The organism is Saccharothrix tamanrassetensis (assembly GCF_014203665.1).
In the GTDB taxonomy this organism is placed as follows: Bacteria; Actinomycetota; Actinomycetes; order Mycobacteriales; family Pseudonocardiaceae; genus Actinosynnema; species Actinosynnema tamanrassetense.
On sequence record NZ_JACHJN010000007.1, the window covers coordinates 67,248 to 84,014 of the forward strand.

Genomic DNA, 16,767 nt, shown 5'->3' on the forward strand with positions numbered 1-16,767 from the left:
GTGTGGTCGCCCAACGCGGGTGAAGCGCCGCCCGACGCGCGGTCGGTGGTCGGGCCCCACATCCCCGCGAAACCCAGAACGGACATACAGGGAACTCACAGGCTGCGCTCAGCAACCGGACCGACCATCGAAGTGGAGAGGCACCGTCCCGGCACACCGGAGGCCACCATGACCGTCCTCGACCACGTGGCCCGCCCGAACCTGCCGACCACCGGCTGGGCCACCGCCCGAGGTCACCGCCGGGTGGCCGCCGACACCGCCGCCGCACGCACCTCGGGCGACCGGTTCGCGATCGCCGTGGCCGACGGGATCGGCGACACGCCGAAGTCCGCAGCGGCGGCTCGACTGGTGGCGGACGGCGCGGTCGACGCGGCCTGGCGGACCGGCGTGACCGGGGTGGTGACGGCGGTGCGGCGGGCGCTCGACCAAGGCACGGCGGACCACCCCACCCGGCCGATCACCGGAAACCCCGAGGACTCCACGACTGTCGTGCCCGCCTCACGGACGCCGGACGACGACCCGACACTCACGCTTCCGGCCGACAAGACGGCCGAGGCCGCTGACGACACGGTCGTGGTGACGGCGGGCCGGACTTCCCGGACCGCGCTCGGCGACGCCACGTTCGTGGTCGCGGCCGGAGACGTCGCGCACGGCTGGTCGGTGACCTGGGTCGGCGACTGCCGGGCGTACTTCGTGCCACTGGTCCCCGACACCCCCGCCGGCCCGGCTCCCGCCGTCCCACTGACCTCGGATCACACGATCGGGCAGTACCTCCGGCAACGCGGCGTCCAGGCGAGCCCGAACCTGGACCGCGTGGTCGCCAGCACCGCCCGCAAGGGCGACCCCGGCTCCGCCTACGCACCGCCGGGCGCGGGCAGGCTGGTACTGGTCACCAACGGCGTGCACCACCTGCTCGACGCGCACGCCATCGGCCGCATCGCGCGCACCGTCACCGACCCGGCCGAAGCAGCGGGCGCGCTGGTCACCGCCGCACTCGACGCGGGCGGCACCGACAACGCCGCCGCCGCGATCGCCGACCTCCGCTGAACGACTCCCGGCGGACGACACCGCCCGACGACCACCGCCCGACGACCACCGCCCGACGACCACCGCCCGACGGCCACTCCCCCGAACCGGTCGCCGAGCCCCGCAGCCCGCGCACCGCCGCCACCCCCACCCGGCGGCCGGGCGCGATCACCGCTTCCGGGGCAGGATGGCCGCAGTCCGGTCCGGTGGAGGTGAGGATGTCCGAGCGCTCCGCGTCGGTCACGCAGGACGACACCGAAAACGGACTGACCGGCGCCGAGGTCGCCGAACGGGTCGCCGACGGCCGCACCAACGCCGCCGGGACGCACACCAGCCGCAGCACCGCGCAGATCATCCGCGCCAACGTCGTCACCCCGTTCAACGGCCTGCTGCTCACCCTGTTCATCGTCATCCTCACCACCGGCCGCTGGCAGAACGGCCTGTTCGGGCTCGTCATCGTCGCCAACACCGCCATCGGCGTGTTCCAGGAACTGCGCGCCAAGCGCACCCTGGACCGGCTCGCCGTGCTCAACGCCCCGCACGCCCGCGTCGTCCGCGACGGCGCCACCGCCGAGGTCGAGGTGACCGAGGTCGTCGCCGACGACCTCGTCGAAATCCGCACGGGCGACCAGGTCGTCGCCGACGGCACGATCACCGCCACCACCGGCCTGGAGATCGACGAATCGCTGCTCACCGGCGAAACCGACCCGATCCCCAAGACCACCGGGGACGAGGTCCGCTCCGGCTCCATCGTGGTGGCGGGCACCGGCCGGTTCCGCGCCACCCACGTCGGCGCGGACGCCTACGCCACCCGGCTCACCGCCGAAGCCCGCCGCTTCACCGTGGTCCGCTCCGAACTCGTCGCGGGCACCAACAAGCTGCTGCGCTGGATCTCGCTGATGATGCTCGTCATCGCGCCCCTGCTGCTGTGGAGCCAGTTCCGCACCTCGGACACCGACGACTGGCAGGAAGCCGTCACCGGCACGGTCGCCGGACTCGTCGGCATGGTCCCCGAAGGCCTCGTGCTGCTCACCAGCCTCGCTTTCATGATCGCCGCGGTCAGCCTGGCCCGCGAGCAGACCCTCGTCCAGGAACTGCCCGCCGTCGAAGTCCTGGCCCGCGTGGACACCGTCTGCCTGGACAAGACCGGCACCCTCACCCACGGCGACATCGTCTTCGACCGGCTCGTCGTCGACCCCGCCGACGACGCCGACGCCCGCGAAGCCCTCGCCCTGTGCGCGACCGCGCCGGACGCCAACGCCACCTCCACCGCCCTGGCCGCCGAGTTCACCGACCCCACCTGGCGGCGCACCGGCGGCATCCCGTTCTCCTCCGCCCGCAAGTGGTCCGCCGTGTCCGCCGAAGGGCACGGCACCTGGGTCCTCGGCGCGCCGGAGATGGTCTTCCCCGACAGCACCGACCAACCCCTGCCGGCCCAGGCCGCCGACATCGCCGGCGAGGGCAAGCGCGTCCTCGTCCTCGCCTCCACCGCAGAACCCGCAACGGACACCGAACTGCCGGCGGACCTCACCGCCCGCGCCCTGGTCGTCCTCGCCGAACGCATCCGGGACGACGCCGCCGACACCCTCCGCTTCTTCACCGGACAAGGCGTCACCCTCAAGGTCATCTCCGGCGACAACCCCCGCACCGTCGGCGCGGTGGCCGTCGCCGTCGGAATGCCCGGCATCACCGACGCCACCGAGGCCGTCGACGCCCGCACCCTCCCGGATGACCCCGACGAACTCGCCGACGTCCTGGAGCACACCGCCGTCCTCGGCCGCGTCACCCCGCACCAGAAACGCGCCATCGTCGGCGCACTCCAACGCCGCGGCCACGTCGTCGCCATGACCGGCGACGGCGTCAACGACGCCATGGCCCTCAAGGACGCCGACATCGGCGTCGCCATGGGCAACGGAGCCGCCGCCACCCGCGCCGTCGCCCAGCTCGTGCTGCTGGACAGCCGCTTCGCCCACCTGCCCGACGTCGTCGCCGAAGGCCGCCGCGTCATCGCCAACATCGAACGCGCCGCCAACCTGTTCCTGGTCAAGAACGTCTACTCGCTCGTCCTCGCCCTGGTCGTGGTCGCCACCTCGCTGGCCTACCCGCTGGCGCCCATCCAGCTCACCATGATCTCCGCCGCCACCATCGGCATCCCCGGCTTCGTGCTGGCCCTCGCGCCCAACCGCCGCCGCTACGTCCCCGGCTTCCTCCGCCGCGTGCTGCGCCTCGCCGTGCCCACCGGAGCCGTCATCGGCCTCGCCGCCTACGCCGGCGACCTGACCATCCGCGGCCTCGAATCCGACGGCGGACGCCCCGCCGGCCAGACCGTCGCCACCGTCGTCGTGGTGATCGCCTCGCTGTGGACGCTCTCGCTGCTCGCCCGCCCGCTCACCAGGTGGAAGCTCGCCCTGATCATCGGCCTCGCCGGGGCGGTCGCCACCATCCTGGCCGTACCCGCCCTCGGCAGCGGCGTCTTCCTGCTCGCCGTCACACCGCAGCGCCTGGTCGTCGGCGCGGTCATCGGCGTCGTCGCGGGCATCCTGGTCGAACTCATCGGCCGCGCCATCCTCCGACCCGTCCACGATGCCTCGGGCGAGGCATGAGGCGGTCTTGCTCAAGGCGCTTTGTCCTGTGTTGCGCCGGATCGGCCCGCTCGACCGCCGGATGGTTACTTTCAGTCAACACTGAAGCTATAGAGCGGAATATTCCATGAAAAGATCGCGCCTTCTCCGGAGGGCCGGAATTCCGGCCACAATGTGAGGGAAGGTCGCCAATTCGACCGCCATGGCGTTTCGAACTGCGGAAATGCGCGCGCTAGAGGCTAAAGTCCGTACCGCGATTAACACGAACGGCGCAGTCGACCTCGCTTTCCCCACCTCCGACGGGTACGGCATGATCCAACGGCGGTAGGCGCCGCCACTGCCGTACCCGGCTGTCCACCGCTCCACCAGGCGACATCGCGGAGTTCATGTATGAGTGCGAACGGCCCACGCCCGGCCCCGGGCAGGGCCTGGCTCGGCTACCTCGCGGTCGGGCTGGTGGCGATCGCCGTCTACTACGCGATCCCCCGCCAGGGCTTCGGTGTGGCGGCCCGCGTGGTCATGTACTGCCTCACCAGCACGTCGGCCGCCGCCGTGGTGCTGTGGACCGCGCTGCGGCAGCGAACCGGCGCGCGGGCGCCGTGGCTGCTGCTGGGGCTGAGCCAGGTCGTGTACTCGATCGCGGACTGCACGTTCTACATCCACCACTACCTGCTCGGCCTGACCGGCTTCCCCTCCCCCGCCGACGCGTTCTACCTGGGCCACTACCCGCTCACCGTCGCCGCGCTCCTGCTGCTCATCCGCCGCCGCACGCCGGGCCGCGACCTGCAGAGCGCGCTGGACGCGTCCGTGCTGGCGGTGGTCGCCGCGATGCTGTCGTGGCTGTACCTGATCGGCCCCCGCGCCCGTCTCGACCAGCCCCTGCTGGTCACGGTGACCTCGGTCGCCTTCCCGGTGATGGACCTGGCGATGCTGGCCGTGGCGCTGCGGCTGTTCATGGGCACCGGCACGCGGTCCGGGTCGTTCGTGCTGCTCGCGACCAACCTGCTGGCGATCCTCACCGCCGACACCGTGTACGTGGTGCAGCAGCTCAACGGCACCTACCACGCGGGCAACTTCCTGGACGCGATCTGGCTGGCCGGCAACCTGGCGCTCGGTGCGGCGGCCCTGCACCCGACGGTGGCCGCCGTCGCCGAGCCGACCGCCGCGCGGGAGAACGTGCTGGGGCCCGGCCGGATCGCCGCGCTGTGCGTCGCCGCCCTCACCGCGCCCGTGATGCTGGTCGTCCAGCACGCCACCGGGAGGTTCCACGACATCCCGGTCATCGCGACCGCCTGCGCGATGCTGTTCGTGCTGGTGATCGCCCGCCTCGCGGCCCTGGTGGCGGACCAGCGCCGGCTGGCCATCACCGACGCCCTGACCGGCCTGCACACCCGCCGGTTCTTCGTCGCCCAACTGCCCGTCGAGGTCGAACGGGCCCGCCGCGCGGGCGGCTCGGTCGCCGTGTTCATCGTCGACGTGGACCGGTTCAAGTCCATCAACGACGGTCACGGCCACCCCGCCGGCGACCAGGTGCTGATCGAGATCGCGCACCGGCTGCGCCGCGCCGCGCGGGCCGGCGACGTGGTGGCCCGCTACGGCGGCGAGGAGTTCGCGCTCCTCGCGCCCGGCGTGCGTCCCGCGGAGCTGGCGGACATCGCCCAGCGGCTGCGGGACAGCGTGGCGGGCAGGCCCATCGCGGCCACCGACACGGTGTGGATCGGGGCGACCGTCTCGGTCGGCGCGGCCTGCTGCCCCGAGCACGGCGGCGACCCGGCCGACGTGATCGCCGCCGCCGACCGCTCGCTCTACGCGGCCAAGGTCTCCGGCCGCGACCGGGCCGTGGTGGGACCGTCCCGGCCGGACTGCGACCCGGCGATGGTCGACCACCTGTGCCGGGTCGCGGACCAGGTGGACCAGCGGCTGTCCGCACCGCACAACAGCCGCGCGGTGGGCCGGTGGGCACGCCTGCTGGCCGCCGAGCTGGGTCACGACGAGCACGGCGTCCACGTCGCCGGGCTGGCCGGCAGGCTGCACGACGTCGGCAAGATCGTCATCCCGGATTCGGTGCTGACCAAACCGTCCGCGCTGGACCCGGAGGAGTGGCGGCTGGTCCGCCAGCACTCCGACTACGGCTTCCGCCTCGCCGACACCATCCCCGGCTTCTTCCCGGTGGCGCAGACGATCCTCCAGCACCACGAGCGCTACGACGGCTCCGGCTACCCGCAGGGCCTGGCGGGCAACGCGATCCGTTGGGAAGCGCGGCTGGTGGCGGTGTGCGACGTGTGGGCGGCCCTGCTCACCGACCGCCCACACCGCCCGGCGTTCACCGCGGCCGAAGCCCGGGACGTACTGTGCTCGGGCCGCGGCACGCTGTTCGACCCGGATGTCGTCGACCTGTTCCTGGAACTGCACGCCGACGGCCGGATCGACGCGCCCGACCTAGACCGGGTCGGCGGCTGAGTCGGCCAGCGTGTTCCAGAACATCAGTTCGTAGCCCTGGAGCAGCCGCACGTACTCCACCGCCCTGTCGAACGACACCCCCGCGTCCAAGCCGGCTTGCACCGCCGCCAGCCCCTGCTGCTCCAACTCGGGCGCGGGGGTGGCGAAGAAGTCGAAGAACGCGACCGCCTCGTCGTCGAAGCCGTAGTGCGTGCGCAACCCCCGGGCGATCGCCGCGCAGTACTCGCCGAACGCGGCGAAGTTCGTCAAGATCGCCACCGCCGCCACCGCCGGGTCGGCGTTCAACGCGAGCCAGGCGACGTAGGCCGCGTACGCCTGGCACCCCGGCTCGGGCCGGTACTCCCGCACCGCCTGCTCGTCCAGCCCCGCCGCAGCCGCCAGCGGCGTCAACAGCGGCAGGACGAGCCCCTCCCCCTGCGCCAGACCGGTGAAGAACGCCCGGCCGGCGGGTTCGTCCGCGCGCGCCGCCAGCGTGAGGAAGCTCCGCCAGTCCGCCGGCACGATCCGGCTCTCCTCGGCGGCCAGCGCGCCGATCGAGGCGACCGACGCCGTCCCTTCCGCGACCAGCGGGACGAACCGGTTCTCCCCGTGCTCGTCCGCGACTTCTCTCCGGATCCTGTCGAGCAGTTCCTGCGCCGAGTGGGCCATCGAATCGCTCTCCTGCACACCGTGGGTATGGTTGGCGATCAGCGTAAGTCACGGTCCTGCCACGGAATCCGCACAAGCCGTAGGGTGGCCGGAGGATCAGCGCCGGATCGCGGTCGGCAGAGTCCCGCCCACGGCAGAGTCCCGCCCACGGCAGGATCGCGTTCACGCCAGGTTTCCACGCACGACGTCACGCCCTGGTGGCGCGACTTCCGGTCGGGCCCGGACCTCACGGCGGCAGTGTGCCGAGCCAGACTTCGAGGCGTCCGCAGACTTCCTGCGCCACAACGATTTCGCCGCCCAACCGGCGCACCACCGCGGCGTGGCCGGGATCCGGCAGCCGGGTCGCGCGTTCCGCTCGCGTGCCCGTCGGGTCGAGCCTCGCCAGCCATGCCGCGACGGGCTCGTCGGCCTCCCGCACCGTCCACGCGAGCAGCCCGTCGACCAGGCTCAGGCGCCTGATGTCCATGCCGGGCAACGCGATCTTCCGCCGCGTGTCGGTGTCCGGCGACCAGACGCCGACCCCCGGCGGACGCGCCGCGAGCACCGCGCCCGGGCTCAGGAACGAACCGGACGGCATCGCGCGCTCCATCCGCACGTCCGACTCGACGCGCAGGAACCGCGCCCCGACCGAGGTCTCGCACAGCAGGTCCACGCCGGCCGGCGCGGCGGCGGCCTGCAGTCCGAGCACCTCGTCGGCCAGCAGCACGCTGCGGCTGTCCTCCCCCGGCGTGCCCACCCACACCGTCGCCGGAGCGCGCCCGGTGGCCAGCACGACCCGCGCCGGGTCGCCGTCCACCGGCACCGGCCACGCCGCGACCTCGTGCTGCTCGGCCAGCAGGGTCTCGGTGTCCGCGAGCACCACCGCCGCGTGGTCGCCCAGCCGTGCGCCCGCCACCACCGGACCGCCCGGCCCGGCCGCCGCGCCCGACACCGTCCGCAGCGGCAGTGGGTCGCGGACCTCCCAGGAGCCGCCGCCGGACACCACGACGTGCCCGACGCCGTCGCCGTCCGGGCGGGCGGCGAACAGGTGCACCCGGTCGCCGACCCGCACGGCGTGCACACCGCCGCTGACCGGGACGTCCGCGCGCAGCACGTACCGCCACCGCGCCGGGGTCACGGCCCAGACCCGGCGGACAGCCGCTTCACCAACCGGTAGTAGTGCTCCCTGCGCGAGGTCTCGATGAACGGCGCCGCGTTCACCGCCAGCCTGAGCAGGCGCTCCACCCGCGTGCGCGCCGACGTGCCGAAGAACGTCGTGGGCACGCGGATCGAGGTGCCGGGGCCGCTCGACCACCGGTAGCCGCCGACCCGGAACGTGAACGCCTGCCCGGTGATCTTCCTGCGCAGCGCGAACAGCCGGTCGAAGATGCCCGCGATCTTCTCCTGGTCGTCCATCACCGGCGCGGCCGGCGGTGCGGTCACCCCGAAGTCCCCGACCAGCAGCGTCATCACGTTGTCGCGGTAGTGGCCGCCGGCCGGCCGCCACGCCGCGGCCGTCACCGCGTCGGACACGTGGGAGTACAGCGAGCGCAGGTCCAGCCGGCTCTGCACCAGCCACTGCTCCAGCCACGCCATCGTCTCGTTCGCCTTCGCGGCCTGCCCCGCCCCGGTCAGCCGGGACGTGTCGTCCACCTGCGCCACCGAGGCCAGTGCCGGGTTGGCGACCAGCGCCACGAACCGGGTGAAGCTGTCGGCGTTGTTCAGCGCCCGGTTCAGCGGGAGCGCCGCGAGCAGCCGCTGCCACTGGTAGGCCTCGTCGTCGGTGATCAGGCCGGTCGCGCCGTGCGAGCCCTCGTGGATCAGCACCAGCGCCCGCTCGGTGACGTCCGGTTCGTTGAGGAACTTCGGCCCCAGCGTCATCCGGGCCGACGTGCCGGAACCCCGGTTGGAGGCGAGGAAGTCGTCGCCGAGACAGGTGTTGATGCACCTGTGCCCGGCCGCCGCGGCGTCGTGCAGCGGGATCACGGGCAGCATGTGCGGCAGGTGGGCCTCGATCGCGGCCAGCCCGGTGTCCACGGCGGCCGCGTTCGCCGGTCCGTGGAACAGGGCGGTCAGCGGTCCGACGGCAGGCGCGGCGGTCGGCGTGCCCAGGGCGTTGCGGGCGTCGGCCAGCAGCACGACGGCGCGGGCGTGCGCGGTGTCGAACGCGTTCGGGGACGGCCCGCAGCTGATGTCCGGCGACGGCGTGCACACCGGGGCGGTGGACTGCTGGTTGCCCACCAGGACCTCGACCCGTCGGGCACTGCGGTAGTCCAGGCCGCCCGAGGACAGGTCGGGTCGGGGCGTCGGGTTGCCGGTGCCGGGCGAACCCGCCGTCAGCGGACCGCTCACCGCCGCGATCCGGTCGTCGACCAGGGCGGCCCGGCCGGGTCCGCGCCGTTCCTCCTCGCTCGCGGTGCCCTTGAGCCGGACGGTGCTCATCGGCACGCCCGCGAACGCGGCGAACTTCGTGTCGTCCGGCGCGGTGACCGTGCTCGACTCGTGGTCGAAGTAGATCGACCGCAGGTCGGTCGACGCCTTGGGCGACTTGCCGGTCACCCGGAAGTCGGCGGCCACGCGCTGCACCGGGGTCTCCTCGGCTTCCCGTTCCGCGGGCGAGCAGTCGCACGGCGTCGGCCCGCACCGCTGTACCGCCAGGCGGGCGACGGCCCGGTTGCCGGCGGCGCGCTGGAGTTCGAGAAGACCTCCGGCCGGGCCCGCGACAGCGCTCCGGTGCCGCCTGGGCGACGCCGTCGCCGGGGCGGGAACCTGCTGGTGAACCGGGAAGACCACGCCACACCACCTCCGGACGCCGCACCCAGTATGCGGACACGTGGCGGGCACGGGACACGCCCATCGGGGCACTCCCGGCCGCCCGATCGGGCGGTTCGCGTCACGGTGCCCGGGTGCGTCCCATCGCCGGCTACGAGAACCTCGCGCCCGGTGCGCCTCCACGTCGGGCCGGATGCGGCGGAGCCGGGAGCCTCTGCCTGGGGTGCATCGGCTCGACCGGCTCCGCCGCCGGCCGGACGGCCCTCCCCGCGCCCGGTCACCCGGTCCGATGCGGACCGGATCACCACTGTGCGGGACGACGCTGGAGGATGCCTTGATTCCCGCCGGAGCGGACTCAGCCGTGCTCAGTCGGTACAGGCGCTACCCAGGCCGCGCAGCAGCGGCAGGTAGACGTCGTCCACCAGCTCCGCGATGACGGCCTCGTCCAGGGGCCCTCCCCCGCAGGTGATGTACTCGTTGCGCACCAGGTCCAGCGGCGCGCGGGCGGCGCGGTGGGGCAGCTCGACGGGCGGCAGCTCACCGCGCTCCACCGCGCGGTTCACCACCGCGGTCACCGTCTCGGTCAGCGAGAACGGCCTGGCGAGGCGTTCTCGCAGCAGCTCGGCCACTTCGGGATGCCGAAACGCGTCGGCCATGACGCCGGCCACGATCTCCGTCATCATCGCCCCGGCGCGCCGGGAGAGGTGGGTGAACAGTGCGATCATGTCGGTACGCAGGGCACCGGTGTCGAGCACCTCGTCGGAGACCGGTACCCGTCGGCTCCACGCGGCGAGCGCCAGTTCGGCGCGACCCTTCCAACGGCGGTAGAGGACCGGTTTGCTGGTGCCGGCGCGGGCGGCGACGCCCTCCACGGTGAAGCGGGCGTAGCCGAGTTCGCTCAGCTCGGCCCAGGCCGCGTCGAGGATGGCCCGTTCCAGCTCCGCCCCGCGGCGGCGCGACTTGGACTCCGTCACCCTACCCCTAAGATACGTTGCGTTTCTTATTGATCCGGTCTACCGTTCACGTACACCTTAGACACCGGCCGTTTCTTATGGGGGGAAACGTTGCTCAACCGCTTACTTCGGACATATCTCCGCCCGTACCGCCGGGAGCTGGCCATCGTGCTGGTGCTCCAACTCGTCGGCACGGTGGCCTCGCTCTACCTGCCCAGCCTCAACGCGGACATCATCGACTTCGGCATCGCCACCGGGGACAACGGCTACATCCTGTCGACCGGCGGCTGGATGCTCGCGGTCACCGTCGTGCAGATCGCCTGCTCCGGCGGCGCGGTCTACTACGGCGCCCGCACCGCGATGGCGTTCGGCCGGGACGTCCGCTCCGCCGTGTTCCACCGGGTCGGCGAGTTCTCCGCCCGCGAGGTCGCCTCGTTCGGGCCGTCCTCGCTGATCACCCGCACCACCAACGACGTGCAGCAGGTGCAGACGCTGGTGGTGATGGTGTGCACCATGCTGGTCACGGCGCCGATCATGTGCGCGGCGGGGATCGTGATGGCGCTGAGCGAGGACGTCGGGCTGTCCTGGCTGCTGCTGGTCTGCGTGCCGGTCATGATCATCGCGATCGGGCTGATCGTGGTGCGGATGGTGCCGCAGTTCCGGCTCATGCAGGAGCGCATCGACGCGGTCAACCGGGTGCTGCGGGAGCAGCTGTCGGGCATCCGGGTGGTCCGGGCGTTCGTCCGGGAGCGCGCCGAGACCCGCCGGTTCGCCGACGCCAACGCCGCGCTCACCGACACCGCCCTGCGCGTCGGCCGGCTCCAGGCGCTGACGTTCCCGGTGGTGATACTGCTGTTCAACGGCTCCAGCGTGGCCGTCCTGTGGTTCGGGGCGCAGCGCCTGGAAGCCGGGGCGATGCAGATCGGGGCGCTCACCGCGTTCCTCAGCTACCTGATGCAGATCCTGATGGCGGTGACGATGGCCACCTTCATCTCGATGATGGTGCCGCGCGCCGCCGTGTGCGCGGAACGCATCAACGAGGTGCTGGACACCGACTCGTCCGTGGTGCCGCCGGTGGCCCCGGTGCGGGAGCTGCCGACCAAGGCCGTGGTGGAGTTCCGCCACGCCGAGTTCCGGTACCCCGGCGCGGCCGACCCGGTGCTGCGGGACATCTCGTTCACCGCCGAGGCCGGGCACACCACCGCGGTCATCGGCAGCACCGGCTCGGGCAAGTCGACCCTGCTCTCGCTCATCCCCCGGCTGATCGACGCCACCGGCGGCGCCGTGCTGGTCAACGGCACGGACGTGCGCGACATCGACCCGGACGCGCTGTGCGACCGGCTCGGCCTGGTGCCGCAGCGGCCGTACCTGTTCACCGGCACGGTCGCGAGCAACCTGCGCTACGGCAAGCCCGACGCCACCGACGACGAGCTGTGGGAGGCGCTGGAGATCGCCCAGGCAGGCGACTTCGTGCGGGAGATGGGCGGCCTGGAGGCCACCATCGCGCAGGGCGGCACGAACGTGTCCGGCGGCCAGCGGCAGCGGCTGTCCATCGCGCGGGCCCTGGTCCGCCGGCCGCAGGTCTACCTGTTCGACGACGCGTTCTCCGCGCTGGACCTGGCCACCGACGCCCGGCTGCGCGCGGCGCTCAAGCCGCACACCGGCAAGGCGGTCGTGATCGTGGTGGCCCAGCGGGTGTCCACCATCCTGGACGCCGAGCGGATCGTCGTGCTGGACAACGGTTCCGTCGTCGGCATCGGCACCCACCACGAACTGCTGGACACCTGTCCCACCTACGTGGAGATCGTCCAGTCGCAGCTGACCTCGGAGCAGGCCGCATGAGCACCGGTACCACCGACAAGCCCGCACCGACCCGGATGGGCGGCGGCTTCCCCGGCGCGGGGATCCCGATGGGCAAGGCGGAGAACTTCGGGCCGTCCGCACGGCGGCTGGTGGCCCGGATGCGCGCGGAGCGGCTGACGCTGTCCGTCGTGCTCGCGCTGGGCGTCGTCAGCGTCGGACTCGGCGTGGCCGGCCCGAAGATCCTCGGGCACGCCACCGACATCATCTTCAACGGCGTCCTCGCCCGGGGGCGCGGCGAGCCGGGCGCGGGCATCGACTTCGCCGCGCTGGGCGGCGTGCTCGCCTGGGTGTCCGGCCTGTACCTGGCGTCGTCGCTGTTCGCCTGGGCGCAGGGCCGGATCCTCAACAACGTGGTGCAGCGGTTCGTGTTCAAGCTGCGCTCCGACGTGGAGGACAAGCTGCACCGGCTGCCGCTGCGCTACTTCGACGACCGGCCGCGCGGGGAGCTGCTGTCCAGGGTCACCAACGACATCGACAACGTGTCCATGTCGCTGCAGCAGACGCTCAGCCAGCTGCTGACGTCGCTGCTGACGGTGGTCGGCGTGCTGGTGATGATGGTGACCATCTCGCCGCTGCTGGCGTTGATCGCCCTGGCGCTGATCCCGCTGTCAGTGCTGACCACCAACAGGATCCGGAAGCGGTCGCAGAAGCTGTTCATCGCGCAGTGGAAGCAGACCGGCGTGCTCAACGCGCACATCGAGGAGGCGTTCACCGGCCACCAGCTGGTCAAGGTGTTCGGCCGGCAGCGCGAGTCGGAGGAGGAGTTCCGCCGCCGCAACGACGAGCTGCTGGACTCCGCGCTGGGCGCGCAGTTCATCTCCGGCCTGATCATGCCGGTGATGATGTTCCTGTCCAACATCGGCTACGTGGCGGTCGCGGTGGTCGGCGGCCTGCGCATCACGTCCGGCGCGATGACGCTGGGCGAGGTGCAGGCGTTCATCCAGTACTCGCGCCAGTTCACCCAGCCGCTGACCCAGGTGGCGTCCATGGCGAACCTGATGCAGTCCGGGGTGGCGTCGGCGGAACGGGTCTTCGAGCTGCTCGACGCCGAGGAGCAGGAGCCCGACCCGGCCGACGCGACGCTGCCGGCGCAGCGCCGCGGCCGGGTGGAGTTCCACCGGGTCGGCTTCTCCTACCGGCCCGAGCAGCCGCTGATCGAGGACCTGTCGCTGGTCGCCGAGCCCGGCCAGACGGTCGCCATCGTCGGCCCGACCGGCGCCGGCAAGACCACGCTGGTGAACCTCGTCATGCGGTTCTACGAGCTGGACGAGGGCCGGATCACGCTGGACGGCGTGGACATCACCACCCTGCGCCGGGAGGACCTGCGGGCGCAGACCGGCATGGTGCTCCAGGACACCTGGCTGTTCGGCGGCACCATCCGGGACAACATCGCCTACGGCAACCCGGACGCCACCGAGGAGCAGGTCCTGGCCGCCGCCCGCGCGACCTACGTGGACCGGTTCGTGCGCACCCTGCCCGACGGCTACGACACCGTGATCGACGAGGAGGGCACGAACGTCAGCGCGGGCGAGAAGCAGCTGATCACCATCGCCCGCGCGTTCCTGGCCGACCCGTCGCTGCTCATCCTGGACGAGGCGACCAGTTCGGTGGACACCCGCACCGAATCGCTGGTGCAGCACGCGATGGCGGCCCTGCGGTCGTCCCGCACCAGCTTCGTCATCGCCCACCGGCTGTCCACCATCCGCGACGCCGACCTGATCCTGGTGATGGAGTCGGGCCGGATCGTCGAGCAGGGCACGCACGACGAGCTGATCGCGCGGGACGGGGCGTACCACCGGCTGTACTCGGCGCAGTTCGCCGCGGTGTGAGCCGCGGATGTCCCGGCGCTCCGCGGCGAGCGCCGGGACATCCCGTCACGCCGAGAGCTGAACCGCTTCCGCCGGCACTGCCCGGCGCGGCAGGCTGACCGCATGGACCTCCGATTCCGCGGTGACGTGGTCGACTTCTACCAGCGGTACCGGCGGGGCTACCCGGACGCCGCCGTCGACCTCGTGGTGGACGAGTTCTCGTTGTCCCCGGACGATGTCGTGCTCGACCTGGGCTGCGGCACCGGTCAGCTCACGGTGCCGTTCGCGGGTCGGGTGCGGGCGGTCGTCGGGGTCGACCCGGAACCGGACATGCTGGCCCGCGCGCGGCAGGTCGCGAAGGCGCGCGGCGTCCCCAACGTGAGCTGGATGGTCGCCGACGACACCGACGTGGCGTCGCTGGGCACGTTGCTGTCCGGGCTGGGCGCGGTGACCATCGGGCAGGCGCTGCACTGGATGGACCACCCCGCGCTGTTCCACGCCCTGAAACCCCTGTTGCGGCCCGGTGGTGGTGTCGCGGTGTTCACCAACGGCACACCGCTGTGGTTGCAGGACAGCGACTGGTCACGCGCCCTGAACTCGTGCCTGGAGGAGTTGACCGGCACCCGCGCCACCCGCACCTGCGGAACCGACGAGGAAACCCAGCAGCGGTACGCGGCCGACCTCGCGGCGGCCGGGTACGAGGTGCGGGCGCGCAGCGTCGAGTACACCGAACCCCTCGGTGTGGAGGAGATCGTCGGCAACGTGTTCTCCGCGCTGTCGGTCGACGACCTGCCCCCGCCCGAACGTCGCCGGGACTTCACCGAGCAGGTGGGACGGGCCCTGGAGCCGCACGCGCCGTTCATCGACCACGTGAACGTGCGCGTGTTGACGGGTCGTTCGTAGGTAGGACACCGGGCGGACCGATCGCATGACTCGCCGGAGGCGTCCGACTCCCTAGCGTGGTCGGCATGGTTCGCGTGCTGCTCCTGGTACTGCTGGCGGTGATCGCGTCCGCCCCTCCGGCTTCGGCGCACGGCGTGAGCGACACGGCGGACCTCCAGCTCGCGCAGTCCTTCGCGGGCAACGAACTCACGGTCGTCGTCCGTCGCACGCCCGACGTGCCGGGTCCGCTGCACGTGGACCTGATCGCGCACGACCCCGTCCGGCCGGTCGGGATCGACGTCTCCCTTGCCGCTCAACGGACGCGGGTCGACGTCGAGCGCAGGGGGACGCACCCCGCGCTGCTCTCGGTCGACCGGGCCGGTCCGTGGGAACTGGTGCTGACGGCCGACACCGGCGAACGTGCCACCGTGCCGTTCCGGGTGCTCACACCTCGGTTCGGCGCCTGGGAACCCGTGGCGTACGGGGGTTTGTCCCTCGCCGGGTTCCTGCTGGCCACCACGCTGGTCGGTGCCATGACCGGCCGCCGGGGCGGTTCGGCGGTGTCCGGTCGGCGTCGCGTGGTCGTGGCGGTGTCGGGGGCGGCGACCGGTCTGGCGTTGACCGTGGCGGTGACGGCGGCCCTGCTGTCGTCCGCCATCCCGCCTGCCACACCGGAAGGCGCGTTGCCCACGCAGCGCGTGGACCCGGCCGACGGCTCCGCCCCCGGCGGACGCCCGTACGTGAACCTGGCGCTGTCGACCGACCGCCCGCCCGTGACCGGCGTGGAGTTCGAGCTGCGGCTGTCGTTGACCGACGGCAACACCGGGCGCCCCGTGGACGACCTCGTCGCACACCACGCGGCACTCACGCACCTCGTGCTCACCAGCGCCGACGGGCGGTTCTTCCGACATCTGCACCCGGTCCGCGCGGCGCCGGGCGGACTCGCGGTCCGGGTCACGCCCGAACGCCCCGGCCGGCACCTGGTGCACGCCGAGTTCGAGCGCGCCGACTCGGGATCACAGCTGGTCAGCGGCGCGTTCGAGGCGTCCGGTGCGGTGCTCGGACCCGCCGGACCCGCCGGTGTGGCCGAGGCGGACGTGCGGATCGGCGACGCCGTCGCCGGCCGCGCCACCACGCTCGACGTGACGACCGGCGAGAAGGCCGACCTCCAGCCGTGGCTGGGCATGGCCGGTCACCTGGTGCTGCGCGACGAGGCGGGCGGGTTCTTCGGGCACGTGCACGAGATGACCGGGATGAGCGGCCGGCCGGACGAGACCGTCGCCCGGTTCGGCCCGACGCTGCGGTTCACGTTCACGTTCCCCCGTCCGGGGCGCTACCTGGGATGGGTCCAGTACCAACGGGATCTCACCGTGTCGACGGTGCCCGTGACGATCGACGTCCGAGGGGAGGGCGGATGAAGACGGTCCTCATAGGACTGTCGGTGGCCGTGATCGGAGCGGCCGCGTTCCTGATGTGGCCGCGCGACGCGCCGGAGAGAGCCAGTGCCGGCAGCGAGAGCTACGCCGTGGAGCTGGAGGTCGAGCCCAGGCGCGGCCCGGTCACCGCGACCGTGCGGGTCACCAGGCACGACCACGCGGCGGTCGACGTGGACGAGGTCGTGATCGAGGCCGTGATGCCGAGCATGGGGCACGCCATGCCGGAAGTGGTCGCCCGACGGCGCCACGACCGGTTCGAGGCCGACGGGGAGTTGTTCACGATGACCGGTTTGTGGGACGTGTCGCTGCGGCTCGACGGGGAGACCGCCACCGTGCGGATCCCCGTCGTGGGATGAGG

The 16,767-nt window shown here is 72.4% G+C and carries 12 protein-coding genes; 8 read left to right on the plus strand and 4 right to left on the minus strand.

Annotated elements, in window-relative coordinates:
- The first annotated feature begins 168 nt into the window (after window positions 1–168).
- The 3 genes from FHS29_RS22430 (at window position 169) to FHS29_RS22440 (ending at window position 6,068) form a co-directional block, all read left to right on the plus strand.
- Window positions 169–1,047: a PP2C family protein-serine/threonine phosphatase gene (locus FHS29_RS22430; RefSeq protein WP_184693516.1), complete on the plus strand. Its 879-nt coding sequence runs from the start codon at window positions 169–171 to the stop codon at window positions 1,045–1,047.
- A 197-nt stretch (window positions 1,048–1,244) separates the two neighbouring features.
- Window positions 1,245–3,629, plus strand: coding sequence for an HAD-IC family P-type ATPase (locus FHS29_RS22435; RefSeq protein WP_184693518.1), 2,385 nt, complete (start codon window positions 1,245–1,247; stop codon window positions 3,627–3,629).
- A gap of 369 nt (window positions 3,630–3,998) precedes the next feature.
- The gene (locus FHS29_RS22440) at window positions 3,999–6,068 is read left to right on the plus strand and encodes a bifunctional diguanylate cyclase/phosphohydrolase (RefSeq protein WP_184693526.1); all 2,070 of its coding nucleotides are present in this window, start codon (window positions 3,999–4,001) and stop codon (window positions 6,066–6,068) included.
- Here the strand turns inward: FHS29_RS22440 and FHS29_RS22445 are convergent.
- From FHS29_RS22445 to FHS29_RS22460, 4 genes are all read right to left on the minus strand, one after another.
- Window positions 6,048–6,716, minus strand: coding sequence for a thiaminase II/PqqC family protein (locus tag FHS29_RS22445; protein WP_184693528.1), 669 nt, complete (start codon window positions 6,714–6,716; stop codon window positions 6,048–6,050). The genes FHS29_RS22440 and FHS29_RS22445 overlap by 21 nt on opposite strands.
- 226 nt (window positions 6,717–6,942) lie before the next feature.
- Window positions 6,943–7,833, minus strand: coding sequence for a hypothetical protein (locus tag FHS29_RS22450; RefSeq protein WP_184693531.1), 891 nt, complete (start codon window positions 7,831–7,833; stop codon window positions 6,943–6,945).
- A complete protein-coding gene (locus FHS29_RS22455) occupies window positions 7,830–9,488 on the minus strand; it encodes a M35 family metalloendopeptidase (protein ID WP_184693532.1) in 1,659 nt (552 codons plus the stop codon). Before FHS29_RS22455 ends, FHS29_RS22450 begins: the two co-directional genes overlap by 4 nt.
- Window positions 9,489–9,832: 344 nt before the next feature.
- The gene (locus FHS29_RS22460) at window positions 9,833–10,441 is read right to left on the minus strand and encodes a TetR/AcrR family transcriptional regulator (protein WP_184693533.1); all 609 of its coding nucleotides are present in this window, start codon (window positions 10,439–10,441) and stop codon (window positions 9,833–9,835) included.
- Window positions 10,442–10,531: 90 nt separating this feature from the next.
- On the opposite strand from FHS29_RS22460, the gene FHS29_RS22465 reads away from it, so the two are divergent.
- From FHS29_RS22465 to FHS29_RS22485, 5 genes are all read left to right on the plus strand, one after another.
- The gene (locus tag FHS29_RS22465; protein WP_184693534.1) at window positions 10,532–12,262 is read left to right on the plus strand and encodes an ABC transporter ATP-binding protein; all 1,731 of its coding nucleotides are present in this window, start codon (window positions 10,532–10,534) and stop codon (window positions 12,260–12,262) included.
- A complete protein-coding gene (locus tag FHS29_RS22470) occupies window positions 12,259–14,112 on the plus strand; it encodes an ABC transporter ATP-binding protein (protein ID WP_184693535.1) in 1,854 nt (617 codons plus the stop codon). Before FHS29_RS22465 ends, FHS29_RS22470 begins: the two co-directional genes overlap by 4 nt.
- Before the next feature lie 102 nt (window positions 14,113–14,214).
- Window positions 14,215–14,994, plus strand: a complete 780-nt coding sequence (locus FHS29_RS22475; RefSeq protein WP_184693536.1) for a class I SAM-dependent methyltransferase — start codon at window positions 14,215–14,217, stop codon at window positions 14,992–14,994.
- Window positions 14,995–15,059: 65 nt separating this feature from the next.
- A complete protein-coding gene (locus FHS29_RS22480) occupies window positions 15,060–16,391 on the plus strand; it encodes a DUF8832 domain-containing protein (RefSeq protein ID WP_184693537.1) in 1,332 nt (443 codons plus the stop codon).
- Window positions 16,388–16,765, plus strand: a complete 378-nt coding sequence (locus tag FHS29_RS22485; RefSeq protein ID WP_184693538.1) for a FixH family protein — start codon at window positions 16,388–16,390, stop codon at window positions 16,763–16,765. The genes FHS29_RS22480 and FHS29_RS22485 overlap by 4 nt, the downstream gene beginning before the upstream one ends.
- The last annotated feature ends 2 nt before the right edge of the window (window positions 16,766–16,767 follow it).